Source organism: Streptomyces flavofungini, from assembly GCF_014650815.1.
GTDB classification, from domain to species: Bacteria; Actinomycetota; Actinomycetes; order Streptomycetales; family Streptomycetaceae; genus Streptomyces; species Streptomyces flavofungini.
The window spans coordinates 185,166-205,283 of record NZ_BMVR01000013.1 but is presented as its reverse complement, the minus strand read 5'-3'; the positions used below and the strand labels follow the sequence as shown (position 1 = coordinate 205,283).

Annotated in this window: 15 protein-coding genes and 3 pseudogenes; 10 read left to right on the top strand and 8 right to left on the bottom strand. The window is 71.7% G+C overall.

Going from position 1 to position 20,118, the window contains the following annotated elements; genetic code table 11:
- Positions 1–21 precede the first annotated feature (21 nt).
- Positions 22–998 (top strand): annotated as a pseudogene (locus IE274_RS30130) (helix-turn-helix transcriptional regulator); the annotation flags it as partial.
- Here the strand turns inward: IE274_RS30130 and ctaD are convergent.
- Positions 940–2,661, bottom strand: coding sequence for an aa3-type cytochrome oxidase subunit I (gene ctaD / locus IE274_RS30125; protein WP_190119077.1), 1,722 nt, complete (start codon positions 2,659–2,661; stop codon positions 940–942). The pseudogene IE274_RS30130 and the gene ctaD overlap by 59 nt on opposite strands.
- Before the next feature lie 513 nt (positions 2,662–3,174).
- Between ctaD and IE274_RS30120 the strand changes: the two genes are divergently transcribed.
- Entirely contained in the window at positions 3,175–3,390 is a 216-nt protein-coding gene (locus tag IE274_RS30120; RefSeq protein ID WP_190119076.1) for an I78 family peptidase inhibitor, read from the top strand.
- Between the two features lie 102 nt (positions 3,391–3,492).
- On the opposite strand, the gene IE274_RS30115 is transcribed toward IE274_RS30120, so the two are convergent.
- Positions 3,493–4,518 carry a phosphatase PAP2 family protein gene (locus IE274_RS30115; RefSeq protein WP_190119075.1) on the bottom strand — a complete coding sequence of 342 codons (1,026 nt, stop codon included), beginning with the start codon at positions 4,516–4,518 and terminating at the stop codon, positions 3,493–3,495.
- Between the two features lie 318 nt (positions 4,519–4,836).
- The gene (locus IE274_RS30110; RefSeq protein WP_190119074.1) at positions 4,837–6,012 is read right to left on the bottom strand and encodes a glycosyltransferase family 39 protein; all 1,176 of its coding nucleotides are present in this window, start codon (positions 6,010–6,012) and stop codon (positions 4,837–4,839) included.
- 259 nt (positions 6,013–6,271) lie between these two features.
- Here IE274_RS30110 and IE274_RS30105 point away from each other — a divergent pair, with 259 nt between their 5' ends.
- Together IE274_RS30105 and IE274_RS30100 are read left to right on the top strand one after the other, a co-directional pair.
- On the top strand, positions 6,272–7,882 hold the full coding sequence (locus IE274_RS30105) for an MFS transporter (protein ID WP_190119073.1): 1,611 nt from the start codon (positions 6,272–6,274) through the stop codon (positions 7,880–7,882).
- Positions 7,883–8,106: 224 nt separating this feature from the next.
- The gene (locus IE274_RS30100) at positions 8,107–9,303 is read left to right on the top strand and encodes an acyl-CoA dehydrogenase family protein (protein WP_190119072.1); all 1,197 of its coding nucleotides are present in this window, start codon (positions 8,107–8,109) and stop codon (positions 9,301–9,303) included.
- A gap of 50 nt (positions 9,304–9,353) precedes the next feature.
- Here the strand turns inward: IE274_RS30100 and IE274_RS30095 are convergent, their stop codons facing one another.
- Complete coding sequence (locus IE274_RS30095) at positions 9,354–9,800, bottom strand: cell division protein SepF (RefSeq protein ID WP_190119071.1); 447 nt, start codon at positions 9,798–9,800, stop codon at positions 9,354–9,356.
- A 321-nt stretch (positions 9,801–10,121) separates the two neighbouring features.
- On the opposite strand from IE274_RS30095, the gene IE274_RS30090 reads away from it, so the two are divergent.
- Entirely contained in the window at positions 10,122–11,375 is a 1,254-nt protein-coding gene (locus tag IE274_RS30090; protein WP_190119070.1) for a DUF5685 family protein, read from the top strand.
- A 105-nt stretch (positions 11,376–11,480) separates the two neighbouring features.
- On the opposite strand, the pseudogene IE274_RS30085 reads toward IE274_RS30090, so the two are convergent.
- Positions 11,481–12,007: pseudogene (locus IE274_RS30085) on the bottom strand (transporter substrate-binding domain-containing protein); the annotation flags it as partial.
- On the opposite strand from IE274_RS30085, the pseudogene IE274_RS30080 reads away from it, so the two are divergent.
- From IE274_RS30080 to IE274_RS30060, 5 genes and pseudogenes are all read left to right on the top strand, one after another.
- Positions 11,987–12,895: pseudogene (locus IE274_RS30080) on the top strand (LLM class flavin-dependent oxidoreductase); the annotation flags it as partial. The pseudogenes IE274_RS30085 and IE274_RS30080 sit on opposite strands and share 21 nt — an antisense overlap.
- 8 nt (positions 12,896–12,903) lie before the next feature.
- Positions 12,904–13,707 carry a DUF1684 domain-containing protein gene (locus IE274_RS30075; RefSeq protein ID WP_190119069.1) on the top strand — a complete coding sequence of 268 codons (804 nt, stop codon included), beginning with the start codon at positions 12,904–12,906 and terminating at the stop codon, positions 13,705–13,707.
- A 243-nt stretch (positions 13,708–13,950) separates the two neighbouring features.
- Positions 13,951–14,850: a S1 family peptidase gene (locus tag IE274_RS30070; protein WP_190119068.1), complete on the top strand. Its 900-nt coding sequence runs from the start codon at positions 13,951–13,953 to the stop codon at positions 14,848–14,850.
- A 427-nt stretch (positions 14,851–15,277) separates the two neighbouring features.
- Positions 15,278–16,363, top strand: a complete 1,086-nt coding sequence (locus IE274_RS30065; RefSeq protein ID WP_190119067.1) for a S1 family peptidase — start codon at positions 15,278–15,280, stop codon at positions 16,361–16,363.
- Between the two features lie 221 nt (positions 16,364–16,584).
- Positions 16,585–17,043, top strand: a complete 459-nt coding sequence (locus tag IE274_RS30060) for a hypothetical protein (RefSeq protein ID WP_190119066.1) — start codon at positions 16,585–16,587, stop codon at positions 17,041–17,043.
- Here the strand turns inward: IE274_RS30060 and IE274_RS30055 are convergent.
- The 3 genes from IE274_RS30055 to IE274_RS30045 all read right to left on the bottom strand — a co-directional run bounded on the left by IE274_RS30055 (position 17,019) and on the right by IE274_RS30045 (position 20,038).
- A complete protein-coding gene (locus IE274_RS30055) occupies positions 17,019–17,465 on the bottom strand; it encodes a subtilase-type protease inhibitor (RefSeq protein WP_190119065.1) in 447 nt (148 codons plus the stop codon). The two genes, IE274_RS30060 and IE274_RS30055, sit on opposite strands and share 25 nt — an antisense overlap.
- Before the next feature lie 354 nt (positions 17,466–17,819).
- Positions 17,820–18,965: an AAA family ATPase gene (locus IE274_RS30050; protein WP_190119064.1), complete on the bottom strand. Its 1,146-nt coding sequence runs from the start codon at positions 18,963–18,965 to the stop codon at positions 17,820–17,822.
- A gap of 35 nt (positions 18,966–19,000) precedes the next feature.
- Positions 19,001–20,038: an ABC-2 transporter permease gene (locus IE274_RS30045; protein ID WP_190119063.1), complete on the bottom strand. Its 1,038-nt coding sequence runs from the start codon at positions 20,036–20,038 to the stop codon at positions 19,001–19,003.
- Positions 20,039–20,118 lie beyond the last annotated feature (80 nt).

Genomic DNA, 20,118 nt, shown 5'->3' with positions numbered 1-20,118 from the left:
CGGCGGGGGAGAGTCCTCACCATGTTGGAGACCTCCGCGCGGCTGCTTCGGCTGCTCTCGTTGCTGCAGGCCCACCGCAGGGGGCACCTCCCACGCCCTTGAGGCAGTGGGGGCGGTCCGGAGCCGACCTCGCCGACCGGCTCGGCGTCACGGCGCGCACCGTGCGGCGGGACGTGGACCGGCTGCGGGAGCTGGGCTACCCCGTCAACGCCAGCCCCGGAACGGGCGGCGGCAACCAGCTGCCGCCGCTGCTCCTGGACGACGACGAGGCGGTCGCCGTGGCGGTGGGCCTGCGCACCGCCGCGGGACAGGGCATCGAGGGCATCGGGGAGAGCTCCGTACGCGCCCTCGGCAAGCTCGAACAGGTGCTGCCGGGCAGGCTGCGGCGCCGGGTCGGCGCGCTCAACGCGTTCACCGTGCCGATGCTGCACAGCGCGCGCACCAAGGCCGTCGACCCCTCGGTCCTGACCGAACTCGCCGCCGTCTGCCGGGACTCGGAGCGGCTGCGCTTCGACTACCTGGACCACGGCGGCCGTTCGAGCCGCCGCGTCGTGGAGCCGCACCGCCTGGTGTGCACCGAGCGCCGCTGGTACCTCGTCGCCTGGGACCTGGACCGCGCCGACTGGCGCACCTTCCGCGTGGACCGCGTCACGCCCAGACCCCCGCACGGCCCGCGCTGCGAGCCCCGCACCCCGCCCGCCGATGACCTGGCCGCGTTCGTCTCCCGCGGCGTCTCCACCCGTGCCTACGCGGCGCAGGCCACCGTCCGCCTGTTCGTGCCCCTGGACGAGGCGGCCCAGCGGGTGACGCCGTCGGACGGCACTCTGGAGGCCGAGACGGACGACACCTGCCTGCTGCGCACCGGGGCGAGCAGCACGGACGTCATGGTGCTGCATCTGCTGCTGGGCTTCGAGTTCGAGGTGCTGGCACCGGTGGAGCTCACGGAGCGGATCCGGTCGCACCGGGACCGGCTGAGCCGGGCCCTAGACCGGGGTGGTCGGTCTGGTCGTCCGGCGCCCGCAGCGCCGCGAACTCGGGATGGTGCAGATCGAACGCCGGGGACTCCGAGCGGATCCGGGGCAGCGTGACGAAGTTGTGCCGGGGCGGCGGGCAGGAGGTCGCCCACTCCAGGGAGCGGCCGAACCCCCAGGGGTCGTCGACCTCGACCTTCTCGCCGTACTTGGCGGTCTTCCAGAGGTTGTAGAGGAACGGCAGCGTGGACAGGCCGAGCAGGAAGGCGCCGATGGACGACACGGTGTTGAGCACCGTGAAGCCGTCCGCCGCCAGATAGTCCGCGTACCGCCGGGGCATGCCCTCCGCGCCCAGCCAGTGCTGCACCAGGAACGTCGTGTGGAAGCCCACGAACAGCGTCCAGAAGTGGATCTTCCCGAGCCGTTCGTCGAGCATCTTGCCGGTGAGCTTCGGCCACCAGAAGTAGAAGCCCGCGAAGGTCGCGAACACGACGGTGCCGAAGACCACGTAGTGGAAGTGCGCCACGACGAAGTACGAGTCGGTGACGTGGAAGTCCAGCGGCGGCGAGGCGAGGATGACGCCCGTCAGGCCGCCGAACAGGAACGACACCAGGAACCCGACGGCCCACAGCATCGGGGTCTCGAACGACAGGGCCCCCTTGAGCATCGTCCCCGTCCAGTTGAAGAACTTCACCCCGGTCGGCACCGCGATCAGGAACGACATGAACGAGAAGAACGGCAGCAGCACCGCGCCCGTCGCGAACATGTGGTGCGCCCACACGACCACCGAGAGTCCGGTGATGGCCATCGTCGCGCCGACCAGCGGGACGTAGCCGAACACCGGCTTCCTGCTGAACACCGGGATGATCTCGGTGATGATGCCGAAGAACGGCAGCGCGATGATGTAGACCTCCGGATGCCCGAAGAACCAGAAGAGGTGCTGCCACAGCAGCGCACCCCCGAACTGGGCGTCGAAGACCACCGAGTGGAAGCGCCGGTCGGCCTCCAGGACGAGCAGCGCCGCCGCGAGCACCGGGAACGCCAGCAGCACCAGGATGGACGTAAAGAGGACATTCCAGGTGAAGATGGGCATCCGGAACATCGTCATCCCGGGCGCGCGCATGCCGATGATGGTGGTCAGGAAGTTCACCGAGCCGAGGATCGTGCCGAAGCCGGACAGCGCGAGACCCATGATCCACAGGTCGGCGCCGATGCCGGGGGACCGCTCCAGGCTGTTCAGCGGCGCGTACGCGAACCAGCCGAAGGCCGCGGGCCCGCCCGGCACCAGCAGTGAGCCGAGCACCATCAGGCCGCCGAAGAGGAACAGCCAGTACGAGAGCATGTTCAGACGCGGGAACGCCACGTCCGGCGAGCCGATCTGCAGCGGCATGATCTCGTTGGCGAAGCCCGCGAACGTCGGCGTAGCGAAGAGCAGCAGCATGATCGTGCCGTGCATGGTGAACATCTGGTTGAACTCTTCGTTGGACATGAGCTGCAGCCCGGGGCGGGCGAGTTCGGCCCGCATCATCAGGGCCATCAGCCCGGCGATCAGGAAGAACGCGAACGACGTGATCAGGTAGAGATGGCCGATCTTCTTGTGGTCGGTGGTGGTCAGCCAGTCGACGACGATCCGCCCCGGCGTCCGCTCCCGCGCCGGCCCCGCCTGCGCCCGCACCGTCTGCGTCCCCATCGCTTGCCCCTTCGCTGTCGCGTCCCGGGCTTGCTCGAAGCACACGACATGATGTCGCCGCGCACCCGGATCCGACAGGGGGCGTCGCGCACTCGGGCCGGGAGCCGGCGGTGGACGTACCGCGTTCCGGCCGGGCGCGCACTCCGACGGCTGCTCGCCCGGGGTGCTGGAACCATGAATTCCTCATGCCGCGTCACATCCCCCGGAGCGTCCGGGAATCGTAAATACGGAGGATCGGTAAAGGATTTCAGGAGGCATTGCCGGACGTCCGAAAGGATCTTCCGACAGGCTTCCGAAGGGATTTCCGGCGATCTCTTCAGGGGCTCCTGAGGGACCCGGAGTTCATGCCGAATTCGGCCTTCACGGGCAACGAACCGCTCGTACGTGTGACGAAGTCCGGGCGAAACGCGCGTGGTGATCCTGTGACAGAAGCGTGACCAGAGGGGAACCGGTGACGCATGGTGCACGGCCCCGGACTTCCCCGGGAAGCACCGGCCGCCTACCGTGACGGTCATGGCACCCATACCGACACCCGCCCCCGAGCCCCAGGACAGCCCGGACTCCTACGTCGGCCTCGCCGCCGAGGACGCCGAGCGCCGGGCCCGGGCCAGCGGCTGGTCCACCGTCAGGTCGCTGCCGCCGGGCACGTTCATCACCATGGAGTACCTCGCGGGGCGGCTGAACTTCGAGGTCGCGGACGGCGCGGTGACGCGCTGCTGGAAGGGCTGAACCGCACCGGCCCGCACGAAGGCCCCGGACGCCTGAGGTGTCCGGGGCCTTCGTTGTGCGGGATCCAGCTGTGCGTACCGTTCCCGCGTCCGTGGGGGCGGCTCAGCCGCCCGTGAGGGGCCGCGCCGAGGTGCCGCGCACCCGCTCGGGGTGCGGCGGACGGCGGGGGCCCTGCGGGGTGACCGGCGTCCGCTCGCAGCGGGCGGTGTGCGGGCCCGGGGCGAGGTAGGCGGGGGTGCGGGGGCGAGCGGTCGCGACGGGCTCGCGGACCGGCTGCTCGTCGCCGGGGGTGCTGGAGGTGCCGGGGGTGCCGGAGGCGCGCTGCGGGACCAGGGCCGGGGCGGGCACCGGGGACGTCGTGGGGCGGCCGCGGCGGCGCGCCCAGGCGGCCCTGATGCCGAGGATCCAGGCCTCGACGCGGGTGATGAGCGGCTCGACCCAGGGCAGCGCGAGCAGGACCAGCAGGCCCGCGGCCCAGCCGAGCAGGACGTCGCTGAGCCAGTGCGTACCCAGGTAGACGGTGGTGAGGCCGACGCTGAGGGAGACCACGGCGGAGAGCGCCGACAGATAGCGGCGGGTCAGCGGGGTCGAGGCCAGATAGGCGAGGATTCCCCAGGTCACGACGGCGTTGGCGGTGTGGCCCGAAGGGAATATATCGCCGCCCTGCCCCATCTCGTTCGAGCCGATGACGGTGGCGTAGTGCGGGCCGAGGCGGCCCATGCCGATCTTGGCGGCGCCCACCGTGGCGTTGAGCAGGAGCAGCGCCGCGCCGAACATCAGCAGCGGGCGCAGCGTGTGCTGCCGCCAGGAGCGCCAGCCCAGCCAGGCCGCGACCATCACGGCGGTCGGGCCGCGCTGGCCGAGGACGACCCAGTAGTCGAGGAAGCCGTGGATCTCGGGCCACTGCTGGTAGGGCCGGAAGAACATGACCTGCCAGTCGAACCGCACGAGCCAGGAGGTGGTCACCACGGCGACGACGATGGCCACGTAGAAGGCCAGCGTCGCGCTGAGGAGCACGACCCGGTGCGGGCTCATCCGCGGCTCATCGAGGTGGGCCGGTCGTTCCGGCTCACGGTCTAGCCGGGCGAACAGCCGGTCCAGACGGGTCAGGTTTCGTTCGGTACGCACCCAATCGACGTTACAGCGAGTGAGTGCCCTACTAGGTCGAATCAGAGCGTTTGTGATGACGATGTGATGTGGCATTGATCTCAGGCTCCGGTTTATTCCGGCCGGAATGCCTATTCAATGATGCCTGCTTTACCCAATCCGTTGATCATTACGCTCGCGGTTTTAGCCGCCTTTCGAATTCGTTCACCGGGGCCTGGTGCGGAATTCTCCGTCCGCTCACCGGCTGCTCACCGTACGGGCCCGGTAACGATCTTGAGTGGGTGATCTTGGCGCGAAGCCGACGCGGCCGGACCGGCCCGCGACGGACCCGCGACGGGCCTACGGCGGCCCCGAGCCGTGCAGCCAGAAGGCCCCGTACACCGCACTGACCACGGCCACCCCGCCCACGACCAGCGCCGCCCGGCTCGTCCGCAGCCGCGCGAGCGCCACCGCGAGGGGCAGCAGCAGCGGGAACGCGGGCATCAGCAGGCGCGGTTTGGAGCCGAAGTAGCCGGACGCGCACAGCGCGAGCACGACGACGATCCCGCAGTAGACGAGCAGTGCGGGCGGCTGGTGCTGCCGCACCCCCTTGACGTACAGCCAGATCAGCCCGGCCACGCCGACGATCAGACCAAGCCCCGCGAGCGCGCCCACCGGGGACGTGAACTTCTCGCCGACGAAGCGCGCGAAGGCGTAGCCGCCGTCGAAGCCGTTGCCCCACTGCTTCTGCACGTCGAGATACCCGAACAGGCCGTCGCCCGTGCGGTGCCCGACCCACAGGACGTAGCCCGCCGCGCCGAGCGGCGCGAGCAGCACGCCCAGCAGCATCCGCCAGTCCCGCCCGGCCACCAGCGCCCGCTCACCGGCCCGCTTCCTGCGGTACGCCGCCAGGGCCGCCGTCGCCCACACCGCGGCGACCACCGCCGCGCCCACCGGCCGGGTCAGCCCGGCCAGCGAGGCGAGCAGCCCCGCCGTCACCCAGCGCCCGGTCAGGACCGCGTACAGCGCCCAGGCCGCGAGCGCGGTGAACAGCGACTCGCTGTACGCCATCGACTGCACGACGCCGACCGGGAGCACCGCCCACAGCGCGACCGCGCACACCCCGGCCCGACGGTCGTACACCTGCTCCGCGACCGCGAAGATCCCGCCCGCCGCGCACAGCGAGGCGAGCGCGCTCACCACCAGGCCCGCGTCCGCGTACGACAGGCCGAACACCGACCCGGCCCGCTCCAGCCAGGGCAGCAGCGGGAAGAACGCCAGGTTCGAGTGCACGCTGCCGTCCGGCAGCGTCACCTCCCAGCCGTAGCCGAAATCGGCGACGCGGGTGTACCAGAGCGAGTCCCAGCGGGCGGAGAGCAACGTGTGCGGACTCTTGCCCGCCGCGGCGCCCCACACGGCGAGGACCGCGAGCCCCAGCGCGCGCACCCCGGCGTACACAAAGAGCGCGGGCGCCGCCCGGCGCAGCGCGGCGGCGGTCCGGTGCCCCGTGGCGGGGCGCTGATCAAGATCGGTCACGGGCTCGATTATCGGCTCCCCGCCCGACTGCTCGTGACGACAGGCGGGCACCCGAATATCACCGGCACGGGCGAACGTGGCGCACGCCACACCCCCGCGCGGCAACCATGAGAGGTCCGCCACGCGAGCCGGCCGGGGACTCGCGTACGCTGACGGCCACTCGCCGTTCACAGCCGCCACAGCCGGACGACCGGATCCCGTAGGGTCCCGCCGGCCCCCCACTGGCCGCACTCGCGAGGAATCACTGGGAGGTACGCAGATGTCCGGGACGACCACGGCCGCCGCTCCATCCGGCCGTCGGCCCCCCGGCGCGGGCGCCAACCGCTGGGTCGTCCTCGTCGTCCTCTGCGTCAGCCTGCTGCTCGTCGCCGTCGACGCCACCGTGCTGCACGTCGCCGTGCCCGCCGTCACCGAGGACCTCAAGCCCGGCGCCATCGAGCTCCTGTGGATCGTCGACATCTATCCGCTGGTCTGCGCCTCGCTGCTCATCCTCTTCGGCACCCTCGGCGACCGCGTCGGGCGCCGCCGCGTCCTCCTCTTCGGCTACGGCCTGTTCGGCGTGGCCTCCGCGATCGCCGCCCTCGCCGACACCCCGCACGTCCTCATCGCGGCCCGCGCGCTGCTCGGCGTCGGCGGCGCGATGATCATGCCCGCGACGCTGTCGATCCTCCGCCAGGTCTTCCCCGACCGGCGTGAGCGGGCCCTCGCGATCGGCATCTGGAGCGCCGTCGCCGCCGTCGGCGCCGCCTGCGGGCCGCTGCTCGGCGGCTTCCTCCTCGAACACTTCTGGTGGGGCTCCGTCTTCCTCATCAACATCCCGCTGATGCTCGTCAGCCTTCCCGTCGGACGCTGGCTCCTGCCCGAGTCGACCGGCGCCCGCAACGGGCCCTGGGACGTCGTCGGCGCCCTCATGGCCGCCGGTGGCCTCTTCGGCCTCGTCCTCGGCGTCAAGCGGCTCGGCGGCGGGGAGTCGCCGCTCGGCGCCACCACGCTCCTCTCGGTGCTCGTCGGCGGCGGGCTGCTCATCGCCTTCGTCCGCCGACAGCGGCGTCGGCGGTACCCGCTGGTCGACCTCGCCATGTTCACGCGGCCCGCCTTCAGCACCTCCGTCGGCTGCATCGTGCTCGCGATGCTCGCCCTCGTCGGCCTCGAACTCATCGCCGCGCAGTACCTCCAGCTCGTCCTCGGCCTGTCCCCGCTGGAGACCGGGCTCCGGCTCCTTCCGCTCACCATCGCCGCGATGGCCGCCGGGCTCGCCGGATCCCGGATGCTCCAGCGCTTCGGGCCGCGCGCCATGGTCGCCACCGGGTTCGGCCTCACCGCCCTCGCCGTCGCCGCCCTCACCGCCATGGGCGGCGAGGACAACGCTCCGCTGATGCTGACCGGCTTCGTGCTCCTCGGCTTCGGCCTGGAGACCACCCTCTTCGGCGCCTACGAATCCATGCTCAGCGAAGCCCCGCCCACCCAGGCCGGCGGGGCCGCCGCCATCGGCGAGACCTCCTACCAGCTCGGCGCCGGCATCGGCATCGCGCTGCTCGGCAGCGTCATGAACGCCGCGTACGCTCCCGGGCTGTCCTCCGTGCGGGGTGTTCCGGCGGCGGACAGCGCCGCGGCGAGTCACTCCCTGGGCGAGGCCTATGAAGTCGCCGCTCGGCTCGGTGGCAGCCGGGGCGAAGCCTTGCGGGCCGCCGCGCGGGACTCCTTCGTGCACGGCCTGCATGTGACCCTGCTGGTCAGCGCGGGGCTGTTGCTGCTCGGTGCGTTGGCCGCGCTGCGGTTGCCCCGGGTGATGGACTGCGGTGCGCCTGCGGCGTGCGAGCCGGGGGTGGCCCGCGAGCGGGCGGCGGTTCCGGTGGAGTCCCTCCGCTGAGGCCGGGGGCTCCCCAGTCCCGCCCCTTCCCGTAACCGGGGGCTGCGCCCCGGGCCCCCGCTGTCGGCGCTCCGCGCCTCGTCCTCAATCGCCGGACGGGCGGTCCATAGCTTGGGGAAAGCCCCCGGCAGGGCGTCACCCTGGACGTTCAGGTGGGCGCGTCGTAGCGTCAAGCCGAGTCGTACCTGACTATCAGCGCTAGTTAAGTCCGCCGGAGGCCCCGCATGTCGTCCGCAAGCAGCCACACCCTGCCCCCCTTCGACCCCACCGATCCGCTGGGCCTCGACGACCTCCTGGAGCCGGAGGACCTCGCCGTCCGCGACACCGTCCGCGCATGGGCGGCGGACCGCGTGCTGCCGCACATCGCCGAGTGGTACGAGAGCGGCGAGCTGCCGGGCGTGCGGGAGCTGGCCCGGGAGCTGGGGTCGATCGGGGCGCTGGGGATGTCGCTGACGGGGTACGGCTGCGCGGGCGCGAGCGCCGTGCAGTACGGGCTCGCCTGCCTGGAGCTGGAGGCGGCGGACTCGGGGATCAGGTCGCTGGTGTCGGTGCAGGGGTCGCTGGCGATGTACGCGATCCACCGCTTCGGCTCGGAGGAGCAGAAGGAGCGCTGGCTGCCGGGGATGGCGGCGGGCGAGATCATCGGCTGCTTCGGCCTCACCGAGCCCGACCACGGCTCGGACCCGGCGGCGATGCGGACGTACGCGAAGCGGGACGGGACGGACTGGGTCCTGAGCGGCCGCAAGATGTGGATCACCAATGGGTCGGTGGCCGGGGTGGCCGTCGTCTGGGCGCAGACCGACGACGGGATCCGGGGCTTCGCCGTGCCCACGGACGCCCCGGGCTTCGCCGCGCCGGAGATCAAGCACAAGTGGTCGCTCCGGGCGAGCATCACCAGCGAGCTGGTCCTGGACGAGGTGCGGCTCCCGGCCGACGCGGTGCTGCCCGAAGTCACCGGTCTGAAGGGCCCGTTGAGCTGTCTGTCGCACGCGCGCTACGGCATCGTCTGGGGCGCCATGGGCGCGGCCCGCGCCTGCTTCGACGCGGCCGTGGAGTACGCGAAGACGCGGGAGCAGTTCGGCAGGCCGATCGGCGGCTTCCAGCTCACCCAGGCCAAGCTCGCCGACATGGCGGTCGAGCTGCACAAGGGCGTCCTGCTCGCGCACCACCTCGGGCGCCGCATGGACGCGGGCCGGCTGCGGCCGGAGCAGGTCAGCTTCGGCAAGCTCAACAACGTACGAGAGGCGATCGAGATCTGCCGCACGTCGCGCACGATCCTCGGCGCCAACGGCATCTCGCTCGAGTACCCCGTGATGCGGCACGCGACGAACCTCGAATCGGTGCTCACCTACGAGGGCACCGTCGAGATGCACCAGCTGGTCCTCGGCAAGGCGCTCACCGGGCTCGACGCCTTCCGCTGAGCGCGCGGGGCGCACGGCGGCGGGGCACGGGCACGGCGAGCGGCCTTGCCTCAGCTCTGGTTGAAGAAGCCGTCGGTGCGGTGCGGCGTGGCCTCACCGTTGACGATCTCCGTGTCGGCGGGGGTGAGCAGGAACACGCGGTGCGCCACCCGGTCGATGGAGCCGCGCAGGCCGAAGATGAGCCCGGCCGCGAAGTCGACGACGCGCTTGGCGTCGCCGGGCTCCATCGACGTGAGGTTCACGATGACCGGCACGCCGTCCCGGAACATCTCACCGATGGCGCGGGCGTCGCGGAAGCTGTCCGGCGTGACCGTGCCGATCCTGTGGCCCTTGTCCTCGGCCACGTCCGACGCGACCTTGACGCGCGGGTCCGTGACCCAGGCCTCGGCCGCCTCAGGGCCTTCGGCCGCGTCGTCTTCGTATCCGTCGTAGTAACGCTCGTCGTTGTTGTCGTCGACGAGGCCAAGCCAGGCACTCGCCTTGCGCACCGATCCCATGGACGCCTCCTCTCGCAGCGGTCTGCTTGCGTTCCGCATCCCTATGGTCGTCCATGATGCGGATGGTGCGCCAAGGGGATAGTCGCCGCGCGGGGTTTTCGTGACGGTACTGGCACACAGTCAATACGGCGACGCGCGTGATTCTTCAAGGGTCTTGCCGTGTACGGCTGCTGACAGTGAGTGAAATATGATTCTTCGCGGCGTATGGGTGACGCGCGGTGCGTACGGGTGAACGGGCAGGTGGCCGGACGGCTCGCTACGATGCCGGAGTTCGCGCCCAGCGGACCCAGTCGGACTCATCGGGCTCACGGGGGAGTCGCCTTGTTCGGAATCGTCAGGCCCTGCAGTCACCGCCTCGGGGAGGGGCTCAGGACCCAGTGGATGGCGCACCTGTGCGGGCTGTGTCTCGCGCTGCGCGGTGACCACGGGCAGTTCGCACGCGTCGTGACCAACTACGACGGCCTCATCATCTCGGTTCTGACGGAGGCTCAGGCCGAGCGGTCGGCCGGCTGGCGGCGCACCGCCGGCCCCTGTCCGCTGCGCGGCATGCGCACCGCGTCCGTCGCCCAGGGCGAGGGCGCGCGGCTCGCCGCGGCCGTCTCGCTGGTGCTCGCGTCGGCGAAGGTCCGCGACCACGTCGTCGACGGCGACGGCCTGTTGGCGCGCAGGCCGGTGGCCGCCGCCGCCCGCCGCGTCGCGGGCAAGTGGGACCGCGCGGGCGCCAGCACCGGCGCCGACGTGGGCTTCGACACGGCGGTCCTGCTGGACGCCGTCGAACGGCAGGAGGGCATCGAGGCCTTGGCGGGCCCCGGCACCTCCCTGCTCACGATCACCGAGCCGACCGAGACCGCGACCGCCGCCGCCTTCGCGCACACCGCCGTCCTCGCCGGACGCCCGGGCAACGCGGAGCCGCTGGCCGAGGCCGGGCGCCTCTTCGGCAGGCTCGCGCACCTCCTGGACGCCGTGGAGGACCGGGAGGCGGACGCCGCCGTCGGCGCCTGGAACCCGATCACGGTCCTCGGCACCTCCCGCGCCGAGGCGCGGCGGCTCGCCGACGACGCGCTGCACGGCATCCGGCTCGCCCTCGCCGAGGTCCGGTTCACCGAGGGCAAGCTCGCGCACGCCCTGCTCGTGCACGAACTCGGGCAGTCCGTGGACCGGGCGTTCGGGACCACCTCGTGCGGGCACGCGGCGCACGAGGTGCGCGGGGCGTCCGGGCACGAGGTGACCGCGTACGACGGGTCGGGCTCGGGTTCGTCGGGGTCCTGGGGGTCCGGTTCGTACGGGGACGGGTCCTCGTACAGCGGCGGGAACCACCGGGGCGATTCGTACGGCGGCGGGGACTACGGCGGGTCGGGCGGCGGGAACCACGGCGGGTCGGGCGGGTGGGGCGGTGAGCCGCAGAAGCCGCGGCGCGGGTTCTGGGCCGGGTGCGCCGTCGCCATCGGGCTGTGCTGCACCTGCCAGCTGTGCTGCGCGAAGGAGTACGAGGGCCCGTGGTCCCGCAAGAAGCGCGAGGGCGCCTGCCGGGACTGTGACTGCGACTGTTGTGACTGCTGCTCGTGCTGTGACTGAGCCCTCTGGGGCTGGGGCTGGGGCACCACGGGGCCGCGGCTGGTGACACTCCGTCACCAGCTGTGGCGGCGACAGGGCGTCACCGCCACGGCCGGTGACGTACCGTCAGTCCTTTATCTCCGGCGGTGAGATCCGGGACCCGTCGATCGCCGACGCCCGCGTGCCCCACTTCTTCAGGATGCGGTCGTAGGTCCCGTCCTCGATGAGCCGGTTGACCGCCGCCTGGAACGCGTGCGCCAGCTTGGTGCCCTTCCTGAAGGCGAAGCCCACGTCCAGGCGGTGGAACTCGCCCAGGAACTTCAGGCCTCCTGCTGCTGGACGGCGTACCGCAGGCCGTTGATCGTCGACATCACCACATCGCTGCGGCCCTGCTGGAGCGAGGGCCAGATCGCGCCCGGCTCGGTGTACGTCTTCACGCTGTACGGCTTCTTGCCCGGGTCGGCGCACACGTGCTTGTTGTCCTCCAGGGTCACCTCGAAGGTGGTGCCCGCGCCGGTCGCCACGTTCAGGCCGCAGAGCTGGGCGAAGTCCGTGATCTTCTTGAGCGTGCTGTCGTCGCGGACCGCGAAGCCCTGGCCGTCGTTGATGTACGTGACGAAGTCGATGGTCCCGCGGCGTTCGTCGGTGACGCCACGGCACGGGAGCTGTGGGACTCCTGGACGCCCGACGGACTGGCCGGACTGGCCGGACTGGACGGGCCGGGCGGACCGGGCGGCCCCGACGGCTCGGTGGGCGAGCCGCGGCCGTTCGCGCACCACGGGCAGCACTTCGACATCGCCGGGGAGTTCGGGGTGCCGCGCCCGCCGCAGGGCCACCCCGTCGTCATCCAGGCCGGGGACTCGCCCGAGGGCCGGGAGTTCGCCGCGTCCTCGGCCGATGTCGTCTTCACCCGGCACGGCACGCTGGAGGCGGGCCGTGCCTTCTACGCCGACGTGAAGGGACGGCTCGCGGCGTACGGGCGCGCGCCGGACGACCTGAAGATCATGCCCGGCGTCACCTTCGTCCTCGGGGACACCGCCGCCGAGGCCCAGGAGCGCGCCATCGAGATCCGCCGCCAACAGGTCTCGCCGCAGAACGCCCTCCTCGCCCTGGAACAGGTGTGGGGCGTCGACCTGTCCGCGTACGACCCCGACGGGCCGCTGCCCGACATCGACCCGGACCCGGAATCGACCCTCGTGCAGGGCCGGGTGAAGGTCGGCGATCCCCTCGCGGTCGCCGAGAAGTGGCGCGCCCTGTCCCGGGCCAAGGGCCTGTCGATCCACCAGACCGTCATCGAGACGACCTCCCGGCAGTCGTTCATCGGCACCCCCGCCGCCGTCGCCGAGCAACTGGACGAGTTCGTGCGCACCGACGCCGCCGACGGCTTCATCCTCGTCCCGCACCTGACGCCGGGCGGGCTCGACGAGTTCGTCGAACGGGTGGTGCCGCTGCTCCAGGAGCGCGGCGCGTACCGCACGGAATACCGCGGCGCGACGCTGCGCTCACACCTCGGGCTGCCCGAGCCCGTTCGGAAGGGTTGATCATCACCATGAGTACGACCGAAGACGCACTGCGGGACTTCAAGGAGTGGCACGAGCTGCGCACGGCCACCGTCTCCGCGCCCTACGGCCCGCTGGCCCTCACCGGCACCCACTGGCTCGCCGACCACCCCGACGGCACTCTGCCGGGTCTGCCCGGACACTGGTCGGACGACGGCGACGAACTCGTCCTCAGAGCCGCGGCCGACGACCGCCTCACGCTCGACGGTCAGCCCTTCACCGGCACGGCCCGCCTCACGCCCGACCCCGGCCCCGTCGCCGCCGCCCGGCTCGGGCTCGGCGAGCGGCGCCTGGTGGTGCTGCGCCGCGAAGGGCTCTGGGCGGTGCGCGACTTCGACCCGGACGCCGACGCGCGGCGCGCCTTCACCGGCATCGAGGTCACCGACCACGACCCGTGCTTCGCGGTCGAGGGGCGCTTCACCCCGTACGAGCGGGACCGCACCGTGCGCGTCGGGAACGCGGACGGCGTGCGGCGGGGGCTCGGGCTCGGCGGTGAACTCGCCTTCACGCTCGCCGGGCAGGAGCAGACGCTGCAGGTGAGCGTGGAGGGGGACGGCTCGCTGTGGGCGGTGTTCGCGGACGGGACCAGCGGGGTGTCCAGCTACCGCTTCCGGTTCCTGCGGCCCGCCGCGCCCGACGAACAGGGCCGCACGCGCGTCGACTTCAACCGCGCGCTGCTGCCGCCGTGCGCCTTCGCCGACCACTTCATCTGCCCCTTCCCGCCCCCCGGCAACACCCTCGCCGCCGAGATCCCCGCCGGGGAACGGAACCTTTCCCGGCGTCGGCACGTCTGACCGGATGCCGATGACCCAGAGCCCCGGTGGCGTGCCGCACTCGCGCCGACCACCGGGGCCGGTCGTCGTGTATCGGCCGCCCCGGCCGAAAGACACCCCTTGTGCGGGGTCACGGCGGCCCCAATACTCCCGAGCAGCGCTTGTCAGGGACACGGTGTAACCGGAATCCACCGGTCCTTCGACCGCGCCTCACGGGCCCCCAACCCACATGGGCCCCCTGACTTCCCTCGGGAGGAACCAGCAGTGAGGATCAAGCGCACCACCCCCCGCAGCGGTATGGCGAGACACTCCCGCACGGTCGCCGTCGCGACCGGGCTCGTGGCCGCGGCCGCCCTCGCCGTGCCCACCGCCAGCGCGGACGAGTCCCGCGGCTACAGCGCCTCCGACCTGACGGCGGCCAGTGACGCCGTCCTGAAGGCGGACGTCGCGGGCACCGCCTGGAACGTCGACCCCAAGACCAAGCAGGTCGTGGTCACCGCCGACAGCACGGTCTCCAAGGCCGAGATCGCCTCGCTGAAGCAGGCCGCGGGCGACCAGGCCGGCGCCCTGAAGATCGAGCGGACGCCGGGCAAGTTCCAGAAGTACATCTCCGGCGGCGACGCCACGTACGCCACCAGCTGGCGCTGCTCGCTCGGCTTCAACGTGCGCAGCGGCAGCACCTACTACTTCCTCACCGCGGGCCACTGCACCGACGGCGCGGGCACCTGGTGGGCCAACTCGGCGAAGACCACCGTGCTCGGCAGCACGCACGGCTCCAGCTTCCCGACGAACGACTACGGCATCGTGCGGTACACGAACAACTCGATCACCAAGTCCGGCACCGTGGGCAGCCAGGACATCACCCGCGCCGCCGACCCGACCGTCAACCAGAGCGTGACGCGCCGCGGCTCCACCACCGGCACGCACTCCGGCCGCGTCACGGGCCTGAACGCGACGGTGAACTACGGCAACGGCGACGTCGTGTACGGCATGATCAGGACGACCGTCTGCGCCGAGCCCGGCGACAGCGGCGGCCCGCTCTACTCCGGTACGACGGCGCTCGGCCTGACCTCCGGCGGCAGCGGCAACTGCTCCTCCGGCGGTACGACGTTCTTCCAGCCGGTCACCGAGGCCCTGCGCGCGTACAACGTGAGCGTCTACTGACGCCCACCTCCGCACCCGTACGGCAGGCGGTCTCCGTGCCCCGTACAGTCAGCGGCCGTCGAGCCCCCGCCCCACTCCTGGGCGGGGGCTCTTCGCTGTCCGCGCGCCGCTTGTCCCGGGCCAGGAAAGGGCGAGAACCGGACAGGACTAGTCCTCACCCGCTGCCGACCACCGCTCGCACGCGGTGTTTGCAGCGGGAACCGACGTGGTGAGACCACGGACGGTCAACAGGGCCGGGCCGCAGGGGTGTTGGAACGCAAGCGTCCGGAAGTAGACCTTGTGTGCGACCTCGCCCGCTGGGAATAGTGGGCCGCGTCCCATTGGCATGGACGCGGCTTTCCCATCGTCAGCCCGCCATGCGCGTACGCCTCTCGGCCGCCGAGGTCCCCACACCGGAGCGGACCGACCCCCCACAGGAGGACGCGAGTTGAAGCACCGCCGCATACCCAAGCGCCGTGCCGCCATGGCAGGCGCGGGTGTCGTCGCTCTGATCGGCGCGGCCGTCACCTTCCAGACTGCGAACGCGAGTGAGGACACCCCCACCCCCAAGCCGGACACGCTCTCCATCGCGAAGGCCGGAAACCTCGCCTCCTCGCTGCACAAGGAGCTGGGCTCCGACGCCGCCGGGACGTACTACGACGCCCAGGCCAGGAACCTCGTCGTGAACGTCCTCGACGACAACGCCAAGGACGCCGTCGAGTCGGCCGGTGCCAAGGCCAGACTCGTCGAGAACTCCCTCGCCGAGCTCAAGAGCGCCCGCACCACGCTCACCGACAAGGCCTCGGTCCCCGGCAGCTCGTGGGCCACCGACCCGGCCACCAACAAGGTCGTCGTCACCGTGGACCGCACGGTCAAGGGCGCCGACCTGAAGAAGCTCAGCTCGGTCGTCGAGGGCCTCGGCGAGAAGGCCGAACTGAAGCACTCCAAGGGAGAGTTCAAGCCCTTCATCGCCGGTGGCGACGCCATCTTCGGCGGCAGCAGCCGCTGCTCGCTCGGCTTCAACGTGGTCAAGGACGGTGCCCCGCACTTCCTGACCGCGGGTCACTGCACCGAAGCCGTCAAGAGCTGGTCCGAGGAGCAGGGCGGCCCCGCCATCGGCGAGAACGTGGGCTCCAGCTTCCCCGACAACGACTACGGCATCGTCAAGTACTCCGGCGACACCGCGCACCCGAGCGAGGTGAACCTCTACAACGGCAGCACGCAGAAGATCACCAAGGCCGGGGACGCGACCGTCGGCCAGGAGGTGCAGCGCAGCGGTTCCACCACGCAGCTGCACGACGGCAAGGTCACGGGCCTGGACGCCACCGTGAACTACGGCAACGGCGACATCGTGAACGGCCTCATCCAGACCGATGTGTGCGCCGAGCCCGGCGACAGCGGCGGCGCGCTGTTCGCGGGCGACACGGCGCTCGGCCTGACCTCCGGCGGCAGCGGTGACTGCAGCTCCGGCGGCGAGACGTTCTTCCAGCCGGTGCCCGAGGCCCTTGAGGCCTTCGGGGCGGAAATCGGCTGACGCCTCGTTCGAGTACGACCCTGTGGGCCCCGGAAACCTTTTGGTTTCCGGGGCCCACAGGCATTTCACGGGGGAATCAATAAGGCGCATTGAAGAATTCTGGATCCCCTCCCTGATCCGTCGAAGACAGGCGGAACTGCGCGCCCAGGCGGCGGAGCCGGAGCGGCTGCGGTGCCAGGCCGACGAGATCGCCGAGCGGTCCCGGCGCCATCGTGCGGCGCGTGGACCAACTGCTCGCCCGCGCCGAGAGGGAAGTACTGATCCTCGACCGGCCGCCCTACCTCAACCCGTGGGCGGTCGCGGGCGCGGACCCCGGCACCGGCATCGCGGCCCTGCTGGAGCGCGGGGTCACCGTGCGGGTGGTGCTTGCCCGCGAGGGGCTCGCGCTCCCCGGCCGGACCCGGCTGCTCGGGCCGCCGGTCGACCGGGCGCTGTGGGAGCGGGCGCTGCCGCTCGGCGGCGCTGGGCCGCGCCTCTCCGACGAGCACCGGGATCTGCTCGGGCTGCTCGCGGGCGGCTTCAAGGACGAGGTGATCGCGCGTCGTCGCGGTGTGCACGTGCACACCGCGACGACGCCGCGTCATCCGTCTGCTCGACGAACTGGGCGCCGACACCCGTTTCCAGGCCGTCGCCCAGGCCGCGCTGCGGGGCTGGCTCAGAAGTTGAAGACCTGGCCCTGACCCGCCGTCATCGCGCAAGCGTTGGCGAAGGTGTGCTCGTACGAGACCCGGCGGCCTTCCCAGACGCCCTGCGCCGTCACCACGATCGGCTTCCACTCCTTGGTGCAGACGGCGTTCGACGGAGCCTTGGTCACCTTGTCGAACTTGCCGCCCACCGAGCGGAGTTGGTCGCAGGCGCCGGGCGCGTCGGGGTGGCTGCCGACGCCGCCGGAGGAACAGCCGAGGGTCACGGCTCGCTGGATCGAGGCGTCGGCGGCCTTGTCGCCGAAGCCGACGGTGAGCACCAGCTCGGAGGGCGCGAAGCCACTCGCGGCGGCGGGCGCGGCGGTGGTCGTGGGCGTGGGCGCGGCGGTGGCCGCGGTGGCCAGGCCGCCGAGCGCCAGAGCTGCGCCCAGCGCGATCCCCCCAGAGATGTACCGCATTTCGAACACTCCCTTGCTTGTTTCTGCGAATAACGAACGGAACGGACCGGAGTCTTGCCGAAGGCGACAGCGAAAGCACATCGAGCGCTGACTTTGAGTCGTTGGTTGAAAACTGTGTGTAGTGGCGTGAAGCGATGATCCCTCACGGTCGGTTGGGGTGTGGTGCACCACGCGTGACCGGCGGGAAGGAGTGGAATCAGCGGAATCGGAGGAAGTTTCCCCGATAGCCGAAATGTGCGATCAGGGGTCGCGGAAGTGGAGTGGGTCACGCCGGTCGGGCCTTTCCGGAGGGACGGGAATGGCCGGATGCGGAACTCCGGAGGCCGATGGGGAAGCCGCGTGCCGAGCGGTGCGTCACCGTTTGGGCCAGTACCAGAGCGGCTCGTCGAGCAGGCTCTCGCGGCCCGCCACCGTTGTTTCGCCCGACTGCTTCCGCAGTTCTATGGAGTTGACGTCCACGCGGTGGCGGCGCGCGCCCTTGGAGACCGCTTCCGCCAGCGGGTCGGCGTGGGTGACCAGGACGATCTGGGTGTCCTTGGTCGCGTGCAGGATCAGGTCCGCGAGGGGGCGGAGGAGGTCGGGGTGGAGGCTGGTCTCGGGCTCGTTCAGGACCAGGAGCGAGGGGGGCCGGGGAGTGAGGAGGGCGGCGGCCCACAGCAGGTAGCGCAGGGTGCCGTCGGACAGCTCCGCCGCGCCGAGGGGGCGGGTCAGCCCCTGTTGGTGCAGTTGCACCTCGAACCGTCCGGCGTTGTCCTCGACCCGTACCCGCGTGCCCGGGAACGCGTCGTCCACGGCCGCGTCCAGCGCCTCGGTGTCGCCGATCTCGCGGATCGTCTGCAGGGCGGCGGCCAGGTCGGCGCCGTCGTGGCCGAGCACCGGGGTGCGGGTGCCGATGCGGGCCGCGCGGGCCGGGGCCTCGGCGTCGGTACGGACGTGGTCGTAGAACCGCCAGGAGCGGATCAGCTCACGCAGCCGGAGCAGGTCGGGGGCGAGCTGCGGGTCCGCCAGTTCGCTCAGCATGCTGTCGTACGGCCGCAGGCCCTGCGTACGGTGCCAGCCGCCGTCCGCCGTCCGCGTGCGCACCGCGGGGCCCCCGCGGTCGCACAGCAGCGCCGCGGGGCGGAGCACCGGGCCCGCCCAGGTGCACTCGCGCTTGATCTCCGGGTCCAGGTTGAACAGCGACGGGGCCGCGCCGACGCCCGACGTCGGGATGGGGTGCCCGAAGTCGACCGCGTATCCGAACTCGTCGCCCGCGAAGCCCAGGCGCATGCCCGCCGCTTCCGCCCTGGCCTCGCCCGCCCACAGCGCGGATTGCAGGCCGCCCTCTCGGGCCAGGGCGGCGACCGCGCCGCCGCGTCCGGCGTCCGCCAGCAGGCGGAGGGCTCTGTACAGGCTGGACTTGCCGGTGCCGTTGGCGCCGGTGATGACGTTCAGGCGGTCCAGGGGGACGATCAGTTTGCGCAGGGAGCGGTAGTTTTCGACGGCGAGTGTGCGGATCATGTCGTTCAGGCTTGCAGAGGGGTCTGACAGTCAGGTCAAACGCCGGACGGGCTGGTGTCCGCTCGCCCGGCCGCCTCCTGGCCGCGTGTCCTGCGCACCGCCACCAGCAAGGTGACCGCCGTCCCCGCCACCGCCCACGCCGCGAGTACCAGGAGCGGGCCCGTCACCGCGTTGCCCTGGAAGTACGCGATGGAGCGGGCCACCCACGTACCGGCGCCCGGGGGCAGCGCCGGGCCGATCGCCTCCCAGAACGGGGGCAGCATCGGCAGCGGGAAGGCGCCGCCCGCGCTGGGGTTGCCCGCCACCACGATGACCAGCACCGCCAGGCCGATGCCGACCACGCCGGTGATGGCCTCCAGGGCGAGCGTGAACGCGCCGACCGCGAAGGTGACGAGGGCGCCGAGGCCCCACAGGGCCATGATCGAGCCGGGCAGGGCGCCCAGGATCGGGCCGATGATGAGGGCGCCGCCGAGGCCGCCCGCGAGGGAGAGCAGGGCCATGGCGCCGAGCCGGATCGCCGCGCGCTGCGGGTTGGCCACCTTCGAGCCCGCGCTGATCGACATGATCGAGGCGCACAGGTAGCCGCCCACGCACCAGCCGACGACCAGGTAGAACGACGAGAGGCCGTTGAAGTCCTGGGGTGAGGCGGCGGCCACGTCGACCGTCTTCACGGCGCGCTTCTCGGCGCCGTCGGCCTTGACGGCGATCAGCTCCAGGGCGTTGGCGAGGGCCTTGCCGCCGCCGGAGGCGACCAGGAGGGTGTCGGTGGTGCCCCGGGGGTCGACGATCAGGGCGCCGTCGATCTTCCGGTCCATGATCTGCCTGCGCGCCGCCGCCTCGTCCTTGACCACGCGCGGGTCCAGCGGTTCACCGGGCAGCTTCGCCAGCTTGTCCTTGGTCTGCACGGCCGCGGCGCCGGGGGCGACCACTCCGAAGGCCACGTCCTTCGGCTTCGGGTGGTGCAGCGCGCCCACGTAGGAGGCGATGAACAGCAGCTGGAGGGCCAGCACCCCGACGACGAGCAGGGCTGCTCGCGGGGTGACGGCGCTCTTCAACTCGTCGGCGAAGGTCATGCCCCCACGCTCCGAGGCGCCCGGGGGTCACGCAGGCGGGGTGGGCCGAACGGATGACGGGACGCGTCCGGAACGCGTCC

Bases quoted from the DNA above. Each gene is read 5' to 3' on its own strand.
- IE274_RS30075 (WP_190119069.1), top strand. From the start codon at position 12,904: ATGAGTACGACCGAAGACGCACTGCGGGACTTCAAGGAGTGGCACGAG.
- IE274_RS30105 (WP_190119073.1), top strand. From the start codon at position 6,272: ATGTCCGGGACGACCACGGCCGCCGCTCCATCCGGCCGTCGGCCCCCC.
- ctaD (WP_190119077.1), bottom strand. From the start codon at position 2,661: ATGGGGACGCAGACGGTGCGGGCGCAGGCGGGGCCGGCGCGGGAGCGG.
- IE274_RS30095 (WP_190119071.1), bottom strand. From the start codon at position 9,800: ATGGGATCGGTGCGCAAGGCGAGTGCCTGGCTTGGCCTCGTCGACGAC.
- IE274_RS30100 (WP_190119072.1), top strand. From the start codon at position 8,107: ATGTCGTCCGCAAGCAGCCACACCCTGCCCCCCTTCGACCCCACCGAT.
- IE274_RS30120 (WP_190119076.1), top strand. From the start codon at position 3,175: ATGGCACCCATACCGACACCCGCCCCCGAGCCCCAGGACAGCCCGGAC.
- IE274_RS30055 (WP_190119065.1), bottom strand. From the start codon at position 17,465: ATGCGGTACATCTCTGGGGGGATCGCGCTGGGCGCAGCTCTGGCGCTC.
- IE274_RS30050 (WP_190119064.1), bottom strand. From the start codon at position 18,965: ATGATCCGCACACTCGCCGTCGAAAACTACCGCTCCCTGCGCAAACTG.
- IE274_RS30045 (WP_190119063.1), bottom strand. From the start codon at position 20,038: ATGACCTTCGCCGACGAGTTGAAGAGCGCCGTCACCCCGCGAGCAGCC.